14 protein-coding genes and 1 riboswitch are annotated in these 14,833 nt (G+C 56.1%); of the genes, 7 read left to right on the top strand and 7 right to left on the bottom strand.

Features of this window, described 5'->3' with window-relative positions; all coding sequences use genetic code 11:
- The first annotated feature begins 2 nt into the window (after nt 1-2).
- The 3 genes from C7476_RS03710 to C7476_RS03700 all read left to right on the top strand — a co-directional run bounded on the left by C7476_RS03710 (nt 3) and on the right by C7476_RS03700 (nt 2,627).
- Complete coding sequence (locus C7476_RS03710) at nt 3-515, top strand: GNAT family N-acetyltransferase (protein ID WP_114428580.1); 513 nt, start codon at nt 3-5, stop codon at nt 513-515.
- Nucleotides 516-712: 197 nt separating this feature from the next.
- Complete coding sequence (locus C7476_RS03705) at nt 713-1,987, top strand: BtaA family protein (RefSeq protein ID WP_114428579.1); 1,275 nt, start codon at nt 713-715, stop codon at nt 1,985-1,987.
- Nucleotides 1,971-2,627 (top strand): class I SAM-dependent methyltransferase, encoded by a 657-nt coding sequence (locus tag C7476_RS03700; protein ID WP_114428578.1) that lies wholly within the window; start codon nt 1,971-1,973, stop codon nt 2,625-2,627. Before C7476_RS03705 ends, C7476_RS03700 begins: the two co-directional genes overlap by 17 nt.
- A gap of 21 nt (nt 2,628-2,648) precedes the next feature.
- Here C7476_RS03700 and C7476_RS03695 read toward each other — a convergent pair whose 3' ends face one another.
- A complete protein-coding gene (locus tag C7476_RS03695; RefSeq protein ID WP_147274607.1) occupies nt 2,649-3,671 on the bottom strand; it encodes a Tle-like phospholipase domain-containing protein in 1,023 nt (340 codons plus the stop codon).
- A 219-nt stretch (nt 3,672-3,890) separates the two neighbouring features.
- Between C7476_RS03695 and C7476_RS03690 the strand changes: the two genes are divergently transcribed.
- Together C7476_RS03690 and C7476_RS03685 are read left to right on the top strand one after the other, a co-directional pair.
- Entirely contained in the window at nt 3,891-4,709 is an 819-nt protein-coding gene (locus C7476_RS03690) for a glycoside hydrolase family 25 protein (RefSeq protein ID WP_114428576.1), read from the top strand.
- 119 nt (nt 4,710-4,828) lie between these two features.
- A complete protein-coding gene (locus C7476_RS03685) occupies nt 4,829-6,043 on the top strand; it encodes a lytic murein transglycosylase (RefSeq protein WP_114428575.1) in 1,215 nt (404 codons plus the stop codon).
- A 2-nt stretch (nt 6,044-6,045) separates the two neighbouring features.
- On the opposite strand, the gene C7476_RS03680 is transcribed toward C7476_RS03685, so the two are convergent.
- The gene (locus tag C7476_RS03680; RefSeq protein WP_114429008.1) at nt 6,046-7,272 is read right to left on the bottom strand and encodes an alanine racemase; all 1,227 of its coding nucleotides are present in this window, start codon (nt 7,270-7,272) and stop codon (nt 6,046-6,048) included.
- A gap of 141 nt (nt 7,273-7,413) precedes the next feature.
- Here C7476_RS03680 and C7476_RS03675 point away from each other — a divergent pair, with 141 nt between their 5' ends.
- The gene (locus C7476_RS03675) at nt 7,414-8,352 is read left to right on the top strand and encodes a DMT family transporter (RefSeq protein WP_245426094.1); all 939 of its coding nucleotides are present in this window, start codon (nt 7,414-7,416) and stop codon (nt 8,350-8,352) included.
- 487 nt (nt 8,353-8,839) lie between these two features.
- Here C7476_RS03675 and metF read toward each other — a convergent pair whose 3' ends face one another.
- On the bottom strand, nt 8,840-9,769 hold the full coding sequence (gene metF / locus C7476_RS03670; protein ID WP_114428573.1) for a methylenetetrahydrofolate reductase [NAD(P)H]: 930 nt from the start codon (nt 9,767-9,769) through the stop codon (nt 8,840-8,842).
- On the bottom strand, nt 9,769-10,776 hold the full coding sequence (locus C7476_RS03665) for an ArsR/SmtB family transcription factor (protein WP_114428572.1): 1,008 nt from the start codon (nt 10,774-10,776) through the stop codon (nt 9,769-9,771). Before C7476_RS03665 ends, metF begins: the two co-directional genes overlap by 1 nt.
- 125 nt (nt 10,777-10,901) lie before the next feature.
- Between C7476_RS03665 and C7476_RS03660 the strand changes: the two genes are divergently transcribed.
- A complete protein-coding gene (locus C7476_RS03660; protein ID WP_114429007.1) occupies nt 10,902-11,219 on the top strand; it encodes a DUF2293 domain-containing protein in 318 nt (105 codons plus the stop codon).
- Here the strand turns inward: C7476_RS03660 and bluB are convergent.
- The 3 genes from bluB to ettA all read right to left on the bottom strand — a co-directional run bounded on the left by bluB (nt 11,152) and on the right by ettA (nt 14,532).
- Nucleotides 11,152-11,904 carry a 5,6-dimethylbenzimidazole synthase gene (bluB, locus tag C7476_RS03655; protein WP_114428571.1) on the bottom strand — a complete coding sequence of 251 codons (753 nt, stop codon included), beginning with the start codon at nt 11,902-11,904 and terminating at the stop codon, nt 11,152-11,154. The genes C7476_RS03660 and bluB overlap by 68 nt on opposite strands.
- A gap of 47 nt (nt 11,905-11,951) precedes the next feature.
- Nucleotides 11,952-12,128, bottom strand: a riboswitch (cobalamin riboswitch).
- Nucleotides 12,129-12,154: 26 nt separating this feature from the next.
- Nucleotides 12,155-12,763, bottom strand: a complete 609-nt coding sequence (locus C7476_RS03650) for an MOSC domain-containing protein (RefSeq protein ID WP_114428570.1) — start codon at nt 12,761-12,763, stop codon at nt 12,155-12,157.
- Nucleotides 12,764-12,882: 119 nt separating this feature from the next.
- Nucleotides 12,883-14,532, bottom strand: a complete 1,650-nt coding sequence (gene ettA, locus C7476_RS03645; RefSeq protein WP_114428569.1) for an energy-dependent translational throttle protein EttA — start codon at nt 14,530-14,532, stop codon at nt 12,883-12,885.
- Nucleotides 14,533-14,833 lie beyond the last annotated feature (301 nt).

The raw sequence follows: 14,833 nt of genomic DNA, 5'->3' as shown, positions 1-14,833 counted from the left end.
CAATGGTGCGCGCCGCCGTTCCCATCATAAGGATCTTGGACGGTAGCGATGCCGAAGCCTTTCACGCGCTGCGCCTGCATGGGTTGCGCAGTGCGCCAGAGGCTTTCGGTTCGAGCTACGAAGAGGAACGCGAACTCGGCATCGAGGAGGTCCGCCGGCGCCTCGATGACCGGCCCAATGCCGCCTTTGGTGCATTCGCCGATGATATCCTTGTCGGCGTTGCCGGGTTCGCCATGAACACCAAAAGTAAACAAAGACACAAGGGGTTGCTGTGGGGCGTCTTCGTCGACAAGGAATGGCGCGGACATAACCTCGGAAAGCGATTGACGGAGGCAGTCATCGAATATGCTCGGGGTCATGTGGATACGCTGCACGCTACGGTTATGGCCACCAACGTTTCGGCACGCGCGCTTTACCTGGGGCTCGGCTTCACCGTGTTCGGCTTTGAAAAAGATGCCCTGCGCGTCAACGATCAATCCTATGACGATGAACTATTGCGGTTGGACCTGCGATAATGGCCGCGGACATTCATTTCCGGAAAGATTTTTCCTGCCCCACCCGGCATCATGTCATATAGCGCGAACAAGCAATCCCAACGGGCTGCCACTACAAGTTGAATCAATTTGATAACTCGTTGCACCGGCACCGTCACCCTTCTGTTACATCGAAATGTTAGGCGAGCAGGAATTTCCAACAAAGGGGATTCGATTAGATGCCGTTTGCTCGACAATCCACCAATGCCACTCTCCCACGCAGCGCGAAGCTGAACAAGGCGGTCCGTCAGAACAGGTTTCTATCGCAAGCGGGGATGTCAGAGCGGCTTTTCGCTCATGTCTTCAAGGGATTGGTCTATCCCCAAATCTGGGAAGACCCCGAAGTCGACATGGAGGCGCTGCAGATCCGCCCTGGACATCGCATCGTCACAATCGCATCGGGCGGTTGCAATGCCATGTCCTACCTGACGGCTGACCCTGCGAGCGTCGAGGCTGTAGATTTGAATACTGCCCACGTCGCTTTTAACCGCCTGAAGCTTGCTGCAGTGGCAAACCTGCCCAACTACGATGCGTTCTATCGCTTCTACGGCGCAGCCGATGACAAGGTCAACCTTGCTGCCTATGAACGCTTTATTCGCCACCATCTGGACTCCACAAGCCGCGCCTATTGGGAAAAACGCATGTTGTCCGGGCGCCGGCGTATCACGATCTTCTCACGCGATCTCTATCGCCATGGCTTGCTCGGTCTGTTCATCGGCATGGGCCATCGCGTGGCAAAACTTTACGGCATCGATCCGCGTGATATTCTGAAATCCTCGACCATGGAGGAGCAGCGCGCCTATTTCGACAGCGCCCTCGCCCCGCTCTTTGACAAGCGCATAATCCGCTGGGCGACAAAGCGAAAATCTTCTCTATTTGGCCTCGGCATTCCACCACAGCAATACGATGCTCTTGCAACGGCCGGAAACGGCAATATGGCGCAGGTCTTGCGCGGTCGTCTTGAAAAGCTCGCTTGTGGCTTCCCCCTTTCGGAAAATTATTTTGCCTGGCAGGCGTTCGGTCGCGGCTATAGCGACAACGCTGAAACGGGCCCGCTGCCTCCGTATCTCTCTCGCAACAACTTTGCCACAGTGCGAGACCGCGCAGGTCGGATGAGCGTCGTGAATGCCTCCCTGACAGAGTTTCTCGCAGCAAAGGCCGTCGCATCCGTCGACCGCTTCATCCTCCTCGATGCGCAGGATTGGATGAACGACACCCAACTTAACGAACTTTGGAGCGAAATCACCCGAACCGCCGCACCAGGCGCTCGCGTCATATTCCGGACCGCCGCCGAGCCTACCATTCTGCCGGGCCGTATCGATGACGCCCTGCTCGAACGCTGGTCTTATCGGGATGAACAGTCACTTGCCCTTCACGCCCGTGATCGCTCGTCGATCTACGGCGGTTTCCATCTGTACACGCTGAAGGATCAGTTTGATGCTCGCCAAGATTGAACATGGTCCGCTGATGGATCGCGTCTACCGGCATCAGCGTCATTTCTATGATGCGACCCGCAAATATTACCTTCTTGGACGCGACCCCATGATTGCTGGCCTCACCCCCCCGGAGAAAGGTAGCATCCTTGAAATTGGTTGCGGTACGGGCCGGAATCTTGTCCTGGCCGGCGAAGCCTATCCCAACACTTCGCTCTACGGCATTGATATTTCCAATGAAATGCTCGCTACCGCGACCAAAAAAATAGACGCAGCGGGACTGGACGAACGCGCGCACCTCGCTTACGCCGATGCTGCGGATTTCGATCCGGAAGCGCTTTTCGGAAGGCGTCAGTTCGACCGGATCTTCATTTCCTATGCGGTTTCGATGATTCCGCAATGGCAAGAGGTGATCCGCGAGGCTGTGAGCCATCTGACACCTGGCGGTGCCTTGCATATCGTGGATTTTGGCGACCTGAAGGACCTGCCCGGTTTCACCAGGACTGTCCTGTATAAATGGCTGGAATGGTATCACGTCACACCGCGCAACAATCTCTTCGATGTAGCTGGTATGGTCGCTGCGAAGACCGGATGCACAAACGAAGCGCGGCGGCTCTATCGCGGCTTTGCCTGGATTTCAGTCATTCGGCGCAAGAAATAGACCTAGAGCTCGCACGAGGCTCTACTTGCACAGATCGCTCTTCGAGCCTTCTGAGTTCGGACCTGCGAGGCAATAGAGCATCGACATGTCCGCAGCCGTCCGGTTGGTTTGCGGGTTTGACTCCTGCGCATCGCCGCTCGTGGTCTTGTTCAATTCGCAATCGGCACGAAGCAGGCACATGACCGGGATTCGGGCCATGGCAACAGCGGCCCTTTGCATGCCCTGCGGCCCGTCGAAGTTTCCGGCATTTCGCACGCGATACCACTGGTGGACACGTGAAATTCGGAAGAATGCGCGCGGGTTGGACAGGATTGCCAATCTTGACGGAAGAGAATTATCGGCAAAAAGATCAACGACCTGGCCATCATACGGCTCCGCCAGACGGCGGTTGTTGGATATGAAGGTCGAATTGAAGACGATAGCAGCGGTACATGGAAATGCAGCTGCCATGTGGCGCGCGAGTCCGCCCCCGAGCCCATGTCCTACCATTATGTATTCAACCGGAAGGCCGGCCGCGTTCCGTTGGGCTTCCCTGCGAACTTTGGCGAACTCCTTGCGCGCGGTGCGATATTGGTCCCAGGGATTGATCATCTGGGTAAAATAAGTGTTTTCACTGACGAGATCGTTGAGACTTGTCGAACCATCTTTGCCCCGGAACACCATCATCACAGACAGTCGATCAGCAGCGCGGCGATAATACACTTCGGCGTAGAAGCCACCCGGCGTTACAATCGGTTCGCCTTGCCGAGCCCAGCCGAAATAGTCCGGCTGCAGTTTGAAGCGCTCACGCGGGATCGGTTGATAGACATTCGACGCATAGGCAGCATAAATGCCGAAATAATCGGAGATCAGTTCATTGTCGTAATCGGGATAGCCACGGTAGTTGCGCCAGAAACTTGGAATTGAAGGGCGGATACAACTTCCGGTCTGGCCTACGGAAACGCCAAGATCATTGCGATCGATCGTTACCCAGGAACTCAAAAAAGCATTTGCGAACGCGACGAAGCCGACAAGCAAAACCAGCAAGCCAAGTCTTCTGATCACGTTTCGTCCCCCGACTCATTCAAATGCCAGTACCGCCACTAGGCTCCAATCATGAGTTGTAACGAGTATCATGCCTCATGAATTCGCGCAGCTAGCAAAATACCGCATTCGCCACCTGGAATGTTGAGAAGCGCACGCGCTCATGATCTGTTAAGCATAATGAAGCATCAGTAGGGATGTGTAAGATGCACGATCCACGATTCGATACGGAATTCCCCTATGAAACGACTTGCAGCCAGTATATTGACCCTCTTGCTTGCCGGCTGCACGACGGTTGACTACGACTTCTCCGCACCAAAGCAAACTTCGGCCGTCCAACAGATTGCCGCCCCGAAAGGCAATGTGAGCGCGCCGCGTTTCGGTGATCGCGATCCTCACGAATGGAACGGCAAGACGCCGTGGCGCTATCCCATTCATGGAACGGACGTCTCGAAATATCAGTCCACAATTGATTGGCAGACGGTTCGCACCAGCCGTATTTCCTTTGTCTTCATCAAGGCGACCGAGGGCGCCGACAGGTTCGACGAGCGATTTGGCCAGAATTGGGCGGCGGCACGCGCAGCAGGTATCCCTCGCGGTGCCTATCACTTCTACTATTTCTGCCGTACCGCCAAGGAACAGGCGCGCTGGTTCATCGAGCATGTTCCTAACGATCCCGGCGCCTTGCCCCCGGTTCTCGACATGGAGTGGAACGCCGCTTCTCCAACCTGCAAGCTCAGGCCAAATGCTGCTGTCGTCCGCAGCGAAATGCGTACCTTCCTGGATATTCTCGAGCGGCACTACGGCAAGCGACCGATCATTTATACGACCGTCGATTTCTTCGACGACAACGATCTGAGGCTGCTTGCCAATTATCCATTCTGGTTGCGGTCGGTGGCAGGTCACCCCGATGAGAAGTACGGACCGCATCCCTGGACGTTCTGGCAATATACCGGGACCGGAGCAGTCCCTGGCATACGCGGCGATGCAGATATCAATGTTTTCGCGGGCAATGAAAGTGGCTGGAAACAGTGGCTGGTGCGCAACAAGGTGCGATAAAGCTCAGCGCGAGTGTTTTCTCGCACTTCTTTGACTTCACGCCATCCATATATTCGTGCATTAGCAGGAAAAATCCCGCGTGTAGTGAATACGCGACCGTTATCAATGAGATTTTCCTTATGACCAAACTATCGATTGCACTTGCCGTCAGCCTTTTTGCCCTATCCAGCACTGCCCGTGCCCTGGATCAGGTAGCGCCGACGCAACCGGTAGTGGCGAAGCCAGCATGCGGGGGCGATCTGGAGCCGTGGTTCAATGGACTGATCGCCGAGGCAAAAGCAGCCGGTGTAAGCGATAAGGGCTTGGGTGAGCTTCTCAAGGCCTCGATGGATGACAAGGTACTGGAGCGCGACCGCGCCCAAGGCGTCTTCAATCAGACTTTCCTCACTTTCTCCTCGCGCATGGTGTCCGACTACCGTTTGAAACAGGGCGCGGCGAACCTCAAGAAGTATGCTGATACCTTTGCCAAGGCAGAAGCTGAGTACGGCGTTCCAGGACCGGTGATCGCAGCATTCTGGGGTCTTGAAACGGATTTCGGTGCGGTTCAGGGCGATTTCGATACATTGAACGCACTCCTGACGCTCTCATTCGATTGCCGCCGGCCAGAACTTTTCCGCCCGCAGTTGATCGCGCTTCTAAAGCTTTTTGACAGCGGTGTCGTCGACGCCAAGACGACCGGCGCCTGGGCTGGCGAGATCGGTCAGATGCAGATGCTGCCAACCGATTATCTCGAGCGCGGCGTCGACGGTGATGGCGATGGCAAGGTCGATCTGAAGCACAGCGCACCAGATGCGATCATGACCGCTGCTCGTGTGATGCATGATCTGGGCTGGCGCAAGGGTGAGCCGTGGCTGGAGGAAGTAAAGCTCACACAGGAGCTGCCTTGGGAAAATGCCATGCGCACCAACCGTCTGCCCCACTCCAAATGGGCCGCTTGGGGCGTTACCGGTATGAAAGGACCGCTCGGTCCCGACGATGGCGATGCCTCGCTGCTACTTCCGATGGGCCGCAAGGGCCCCGCTTTCCTTTCCTATGCAAATTTCGACATTTTCGTCGAATGGAACAAATCGATCATCTACGCCACGACAGCAGCCTATTTTGCTACCCGCCTGGCCGGAGCAGGTCCGCTTGAGCCAACCAATCCTGAAGCCGGGCTCAATCCCGAGCAAATGAAGGAATTGCAGAACAAACTTGCAGCGCGCGGCCACGACATGGGCCCGAAGATCGATGGCGTATTCGGCATTCTTACCCGCGATGCGGTACGCGACGAACAGATTCGCCTCGGTCTGCCCGCCGATGCGTGGCCGACCCCGGAGCTTCTCGGCAAGCTCTAATCCTACTGCGCAGGCGCCATCGTCTCGAGTGAGGCAAAACCTTCTGGTCGATCGCCTTCATCGAAGGGCGTCTCCACCTCGACGAACGTGTCGGGGTAAAAGCCGTTGAATCGGGTGCGCAGCGACAGCGAGTAAGCACCGATATTACCGATCTCGATCCAGTCGCCAGTGTCGACCGTTTCCGGCAACCAGAACGGGCGTGACAGGATATCGACGGAGTCGCACGTCGCGCCGCACACCCGGAACGGCACAATTTCCTTCGGATCGCCATTGCGGTGCTTTTTGGCCGGATCGGGGATGAACCGAGCAGGCAGCGTGATCTTGCCGGTCCACGAATCCGACAGCGACGCCCAGATTCCGTCATTTATGTAGAGCCGTCTGCCCTTGCGTAAAAGAACACGCACGATCAATGAAAACGCCCGAGCGACGATGACCCGGCCCGGCTCTGCCACGAGGGGCAAATCACCAAAACCATACTCCTTGATATCGCCTCGCAGTCGCGACATCAGTTGGCCAAGCGAAGGCATCTCGACATGCTTGCGTTTCGGGTCATGTCCATACTCAGCGGGAAAGCCACCCCCGACGTCGAGACCCGCCAGAGGAACCCCGGCGCGGTTGCGTACCCAATCAGCCGAGCTCAAGGCGCGCTCATAGGTGTCGGGATCCTCGATCTGGCTGCCAACATGAAAACACAGGCCAACCATGTAGCCGATCTTGTGGGCACGCTGCAGCAGCTCCACCGCATGTGCTGGAGCCGCGCCGAATTTCTTGGACAGTTCGTAAGCCGCATGTCCCTTGGTTTGCAGCCGTACGTACAGCGTTATGCTGGCTGGATCGATATCCAGTGCACGCACAATTCGGGTTACCTTGGCGATCTCATCCTCATGGTCCACTGCCATAACACGAATGCCATAGGTTTCGAGAGCCAGGCGAATATCCGACTGCGCCTTGATCGGGTGCATATAGAGCATCTGCGCATCCGGTGCGACCTTGCGCACTGCTTCGAACTCTCCCGGGGATGCCACATCGAAAACGCTGATGCCATTGCGTGCCAGCGTTTCGAGCACAAGATTTTCGCCATTGGTCTTGACCGCATAAGCAGTCTCGCCCGGGAACATCTTCATGAACTGGTGCGCGTCATCGATCAGAACTTGCGGCCGAAAGCAGTAGACTGGCTGATCCGGCCGCAGGGTAAGCGCGGCTTCACGGGCCGAGGCGAATCGTTGCATCGTTTTGTTCTGCGTCATGCAAAACTCTTATCAAGGACAGGTGACAGACGAAAGTCGGTTTCTCGTAGCTGGAATCGGGTGGTTTTATACCGGTGAACAGCTAAAAACCTTATCAGACAGCACTGTCGAAAGGATCTATCCGTGTCCACCGCGCAAACAACGTCGCCCAATCCTCTCGCCATGACCAGCTTTGCATGGTTGCAATTGCTCCTTCTTGGCGCAATCTGGGGTGGATCATTCTTTTTTGCGCGTGTCGCGGTTCAGGTGGTTCCCCCGTTAACGTTGGTGCTTTTTCGCGTGGTGATAGCAGCGTTAGCACTTCATCTCTACCTGCTTGGCCGCGGCGTCCGGTTTTGGGACTACCGGGATCATGCATTTGAGTTCGTCGGTCTTGGTTTGCTGATGAACGTCATACCCTTTTCCCTGCTCTTCATCGGGCAGACAGTTCTCGGCGCAGGTGTCGAGTCGATCCTCAATGCGACAACGCCGATCTGGACGGTCGTTGTCGCCGCCGTCCTTACGGTCGACGAAAGGATCACGATCAACAAACTTGTCGGCATTCTCCTGGGCATATGCGGGCTCGTCATCATGATCGGCCCTGGTGTTCTCACGGGTCTCGGTGGTCCGCTTTGGGCTGAAATTGCTGTGATCGGCGCCACCCTCTCCTATGCTTTTGCCGGCATTCTGGCGAAGCGCTTCAAGGGAGTGCCACCCACAGTAACGTCCACCGGTCAAATGACCGCATCCACGCTCATCATGATACCCGTGGTGCTCATTTACGACGGCGCTCCTGCCGTAGCGAACATCGATACCGGTGTATGGTTGGCCATTCTCGGTCTTGGCCTTCTGTCGACCGCTTTCGCCTATATCCTCTATTTTTCGATCGTCCGGACGGCCGGCGCAACAAATGCTTCACTCGTCACTTTGATCGTTCCAGTCAGCGCTATTCTGCTTGGAACAATTTTTCTTGACGAAGAGCTCGCACTTCAGGACTTCGTTGGCATGGCATTGATCGCTCTTGGATTGTTGACGATTGATGGCAGGCTGCCCGCAGCCTTGCAAAAGCGCCAAAAAGCCTAAAGTTTTCAATATACCGTTAGTCCTATAGCTCTGGGTCCGCGGCTTAATTCTGGCCTAATTGTGGCAAAGTTCGAGCCAATCCCTACTGTGTGACCTTTTTGCTGCACTGCAAAAATATACCGCGTAGACGAACATTTTATCGTGATTTCAATATTTTTTCCACTCTAAATGGGTTTAAATTCAAAAACTTAGGTTTAAAGGGCAAAAATTTTCTATCATCGATGTCACAAGACCGCAATATTTGGGCTTTTTATGTGGCAAATTTGCGCTATGCTAAATGGGTTAACTGCAGGAGACGAGCGATGGGACTAACTCGATCGATGAATGTCCTTATGATCTGTGCAGCGTTCGCATTTATTGGTGCAATGGTCGTAGGACTAATCCCCTAATTGTAAATAAGAGCGCTACGAAGATGGTCTCTGACCGTTAAGCGAATAAAATAGGTAGCGGCCCGGTTATGGCAACCGGGCCGTTTTCGTTGCAGAATTCAGGCGGCAGCGCCAGCCAGATTGGCCTCGACCGTATCGCTGCTACCAGGACGAATGCCAATCAAATGACAGATGGCGAAGGGTAGATCAGCCCGATTCATTGTGTAGAAATGGAAATCCTGGATACCGCGCTCGACCAGATCGAGCACTTGTTCGGCGGCAACCGCTGATGAGACCAAGGCATGCGTCTGCGGGTCATTGTCCAGCCCGTCAAACCGCTCGGCAAGCCATGCGGGAATATGCGTTCCGGCCTTCGAGCAAAAATTGGTCACCTGCGTGAAATTATGGATCGGCAATATGCCGGGCAGGATCGGAATATAGATGCCAGCGCGGCGAACCTTTTCAACGTAACGTTCATAAAGATCGTTTTCGAAAAAGAACTGCGTGATCGCCCGCGTCGCGCCATTATCAACCTTGCGCTTCAGCATGTCGATATCCGTGGCAAAATCTGGACTTTCCGGATGCTTTTCCGGATACGCGGAGACGGAAATGTCGAAGTCCGCGAAGGCTTTGAGCCCAGCAACCAGCTCGGCGCCGTTCTCATAACCACCTGGAGTTGGTTTGTAGTGCGCGCCAACGCCACCGGCCGGATCGCCGCGCAACGCCACAAAGCGCTTGACGCCCATGGCGGCAAATTCGCGCACAACCGTATCCACCTCCTCCTTCGTCGCATCGACGCAAGTCAGATGGGCGGCGGCATTGACGTCGGTTTCTGTCAAAATGCGCTTGATCGTACGGGCAGTACGTTCCCGTGTGGTGCCACCGGCGCCATAAGTCACTGACACGAATTCGGGATTGAGCGGTGCTAGACGAGTCACCGTTTCCCAGAGCCGCTCTTCCATGACTTCGGTCTTCGGCGGGAAGAATTCGAATGAAACCCGGATATTTGACCCAAGATCCGAACGGCGGGACTGGCGGAAAATACTCATTATACGCTCTCCGTGATGCGGGAGGTTAAATCGGGATCGGCGATCAGCAGGCGTGGGTCGCGAGCCAGCCACAATTTGACGGTCAGTTTGTCATCGCCCTTCGGTTCTAGATCGCGGCTCTCTTCAAGCATCAAACCGGCATCGGTCAGCCAGTCGCGCATCTGGCCGTTGTTGAACCCAAGACGCACATGCGCATGATCATCACGCAGGAACTCAAGCTCATGCGGGGCAAAATCGACGATCAACATTCGCCCGCCCGCCCGCAACGCGCGCGCCGCTTCGCGGATTGCTTCCGCCGGATTATCCAGAAAGTGCAGGACCTGGTGAATGGTTACGAGATCGAAGGATTCCCGATCGACCGGCAGCGAGTAGACATCGCCGTGGCGAACCTGCGCGTTGGTAATCCCATCGCGGTCAAGGTTTGAACGGGCAATTGTCAGCATGTCGCGATTGATGTCGATGCCAACACCGCGCACATAAAGCGGTGCGAAGAGTTCGAGCAGACGGCCCGTGCCAGTCCCAACGTCAAGCATGGCCTGGAAAGGCTTGCGACCGACGATTTTAATCAGCGCATCTTCTACAGCGCCATCCGGGACATGCAGGGAACGGATCGCGTCCCAGCTGGTGGCATTGGCGCTGAAGTAAGCAGCCGCACGCTCACGGCGCTGCAGCTTCACCGACGAAAGGCGCTCAAGATCACGCTCCAGCAGCGGATCGGCATTGTCGAGGCGATCCAGAAGAGAGCGCGCGATGTCGCCGACGATCAGCGATTCTGCCAAACGGAAATAAGCCCAGGAACCTTCCTGATAACGGTTGATGAGGCTTGCTTCGAACAGGAGCTTGAGGTGGCGTGACACACGTGGCTGTGACTGGCCGAGAATAGTCGTAAGGTCTGAAACTGTCAGGTCGCCGCGCGACAAGAGCGCCAGAATGCGCAGACGGCTTGGCTCGGCCGCTGCCTTCAACGTATCAACCATCAGATCAAGATTGAGATCACGCTTGTCCATCATTCACCTCAAAAGACATAAAGATATGTTTATGTGAGAAATCAAATTTTGGCAAGTTGTTTTTGCCGTTGACGACAAATTTTGCCGCGTTTGAAATACAGGGAAGAATCACGCAAGGAATCCGCATGAGCACAGGAACAAATCGCCAGCGCGCGATCAACAAGGCGCTGACGCTGCTTCTTCCGGCAGTGCCCTATTCGGATTCGGAACCGATAAGGGCTGCTGCCGGCGCACCGCACCTGCGGTCATTGCCGCCACCAATCGCGGTGTGGCTTGCTGCGGTGGCACACGTCCGCCACCAGCACACGGATTATGACGCCCTGCGCGATGAAGGGTATGACAAGGACAGTGCGCGATTCTTCGTGCTTGCTGCCATCAATCGGAAGTTGACGGAGTGGCGGGCGACGCGTCTGCTGGATCCTGATGAGGAAGATCCGAGCTGATGCTGGTCGTGTCCTGCCACTGATCTTGGAAAATCAGGTCCTCTAGAGGTAATCTTTTGGCCCAGCCGCGCTTTTGCAGTTCCGGCGTGTCGTAGAGTTCATCGACATAACCGATACAGAGGTAGGCTATGATCTCGACATGCTCCGGAATGCCGAGGACACGGCGCATATACTGATCGTGGTAAATGCTCACCCAGCCGACCCCAATACCCTCGGCCCGCGCTGCGAGCCAAAGGTTTTGCACAGCGCAGACCGTACTGTAGAGATCCATCTGGCGATTATGCGTACGTCCAAGCACCACCTTGCCCCCGCGAGTGCGGTCGCAGGTGATGCACAGGTTGATCGGCGCCTTGAGGATGCCTTCGAGTTTCAGCGAAGCATAAAGCGCTTGCCGTTCGTCGCTGAACAGCAACTTCGCTTCCTCGTTGGCGTGGGTGAAGACGCGATGTATCTCCGCCTTTCGCACGTCATCGCGAATGACAATAAAGTTCCACGGCTGCATGAAGCCGACCGAAGGCGCGTGATGCGCGGCGTCCAGCAGCCGCATCAGCACCTCGTCGGGTACAGCTTGCGGCAGGAACTGGTCGCGCACGTCGCGCCTCGTATAGATCGCTTTATAAACTGCAGCGCGTTCATTTTCGGAAAAACTGCTGGCGGCAACCGGACCTGATAAAACATCGCGCATTGTTTGCTCCCAACAACGCTTGGAAACTCTCCCCGCTGTCCGCGCGGTTTAAGCTATGAGGTCCGGCCGGTCTTCTGACTGAGGTTCATCTGAACCGCGCGCCTTCCGGTATATCCGTGGCATCTGCGCGGCCCATCCCCTTTACAGCGTTGGGCACGTGCCGGATTCTCACCGGCTTCCCGATTCTCCCGCAACGAGCAGGCACCGGACCTTCAGTCCATTCGCCATAGAAAAGCTCTTGGCGCAAGCCTTAGATCGGATAAATCCATTGCTCAGGAACCCGTACATCGACTTTTTCACCGGCACGAATGGTGCCCGGTTTCTCGACCCAGGCGACGATGCCGCGCAGGCGTTTCGAGACCCTGACGAAATCGAGCGCTGTCGTCGTATGATCTTCGGTGTCTGCATGTTCGCCGATGGAGCGCCCCGCTACCTTGCAGGGGGCATTCTGCCCGTCCACCCTCAAAGTGACGCCTCCTTCGAAGAACATCAGCGTCCGTGGCGGCAGCATCGAAAGCGACGGAATACCGTCAATGACCATGTTGCCGCCGATCCATTCAGCCTTCAGATCAGACAATCCCATGCCAGCAGCGACATCCTCTAGCTCGTCCGATGCGAGAATGGAAAGCTGGCGCTCGTTGCGCATTTCCGTTCCGCGCGGATACCAGGGCTCACGCCCGCCGGATTTGCGCGTCGGACCAGCATGAAAATCGCCAACGATGCCATCGAACGTGAGCTCAAGGGACGCTGCAGGCGTCGTAACAAAGTCGCCTGCGAGAGCTTCGAACAGTCCCCTTACCCGCCCGCTCAGCTTGCGTGAAGGGAGTATTTCGGTTCCGGTTTCAAACAGGTCAGTCATTGCGCCACTCCGTGAAGATTCCCCGCATACTAGAAATTCAGGCCACGAAAACCAGCAAATAAGCCTGATGGGTTCGTCAAAAATGGTGATGGGAGAACGTCTCCGCCTCCCATTACCGTTTATCGAGTTAGCGGCTTGTAGCTGGGACGCTTCGGGTTGACGCTGTCCGGGCCAAGGCGGCGGATCTTGTCGTTCTCGTAGTCCTCGAAATTGCCTTCGAACCATTCCACATGACTGTCGCCTTCGAATGCGAGGATATGCGTCGCGAGCCGGTCGAGGAACATGCGATCATGGCTGATGATCACGGCGCAGCCTGCATATTTTTCCAGCGCGTCCTCAAGCGCCGCCAATGTTTCGGTGTCGAGATCGTTGGTGGGCTCATCGAGCAGAAGAACATTGCCACCAGCCTGCAGCATCTTGGCGAGATGCACGCGATTACGCTGACCGCCGGAGAGATTGCCGACCTTCTGCTGCTGATCGCCGCCCTTGAAGTTGAACGCCGAGACATAGGCCCGGGAGTTCATCTCGTACTTGCCGAGCTTGATGATTTCGTTGCCGCCCGAAATTTCTTCCCAGACGTTCTTGTCCGCCTTCAGATGATCGCGGCTCTGATCGACATAGCCAAGATGCACGGTTTCACCGATGCGGATGGATCCGGAATCAGGCTTTTCCTGTCCGGTGATCATCTTGAACAGGGTGGTTTTACCTGCGCCGTTGGGACCGATAATGCCGACAATGCCACCGGGCGGCAGCTTGAATGTAAGGTCTTCGATGAGCAGTTTATCCCCGAAGGATTTGGTGAGACCTTCGGCCTCGATCACTACCTGACCAAGGCGCTCGCCTGCCGGAATGAGAATCTGTGCATCGCCTGGCCGCTGATCATTGGCCGCATCGACCAAGGCGTCATAGGCCTTGATACGCGCTTTCGACTTCGCCTGACGCGCCTTGGGGCTTGCCGAAATCCATTCCCGCTCGCGTTCCAGAGCTTTCTGGCGCGAGTCGTCCTCGCGGCCTTCCTGCTGCATGCGCTTGGCCTTGGCACCGAGATAGGCCGAATAGTTGCCTTCGTAGGGAATTCCGCGACCGCGATCGAGTTCGAGAATCCACCCGGTGACATTGTCGAGGAAGTAACGATCGTGGGTGATCAGCAACACCGAACCCTTGTATTCGCGCAGGTGCTTTTCCAGCCACGCGGTGGTTTCCGCATCCAGATGGTTGGTCGGCTCGTCAAGGAGCAAGAGGTCCGGCTGCGACAGCAACAGACGGCATAGAGCCACGCGGCGGCGTTCACCACCGGAAAGGTTGGTTACCTCGCTGTCTCCAGGCGGGCAGCGCAAAGCTTCCATGGCCATCTCGACCTGCGATTCCAGGTCCCAGAGGTTCTTGGAATCGATGATATCCTGCAACTTTGCGCCCTCGTCGGCGGTCTCGTCGGAATAATTCATCATGACTTCATTGTAGCGGTCGAGAATGGCCTTCTTGTCGGCAACCCCGTCCATGACGTTGCCCATGACATCCTTCGTCGGATCGAGAACAGGCTCCTGAGCGAGATAACCAACTGTCGCGCCCTCAGCCAGCCAGGCCTCGCCCGTATATTCTCTGTCCATACCGGCCATGATCTTCAGGATCGTCGACTTACCGGCACCGTTCGGTCCGAGGATACCGATCTTGGCATCGGGGTAGAAAGAAAGATGAATGTTTTCAAGAACCTTCTTGGTTCCATATGCCTTGTTCAGGCCGGCCATATGATAGATGAATTGGCGTGCCATAACGCGCGTCACTCCGATGTTCGGGATTTTAGGGACATGAATTTGCGCCGTATGTAGGCGAAAGGGGCTCCTGTGGCAATGGATGGCGGCTTATTTCAGGTGTCCGAGCCATGTTAAGGGTCTCCCTTGCCACGCCCTCCTCGGAGTCTGGCCATTGCTTGCATTGTGGGAAGACGGGCGGTCGTCGAAGCGCGTCTTGGTAGATGAATAATGCGATCCGAAGACCGCCCGCTAACGTTGTCCCCCTGCCGGCCAGCTTCTGCTTGTTCCGAAGGGCGAGTGGATGAACGCCTGGAGTCCG

Origin of the sequence: Phyllobacterium bourgognense (genome assembly GCF_003337575.1) — a bacterium.
Classification (GTDB): domain Bacteria; phylum Pseudomonadota; class Alphaproteobacteria; order Rhizobiales; family Rhizobiaceae; genus Phyllobacterium; species Phyllobacterium bourgognense.
Note: the sequence above shows the minus strand (reverse complement) of the source record. Positions and strands in the feature narration are given on the sequence as shown.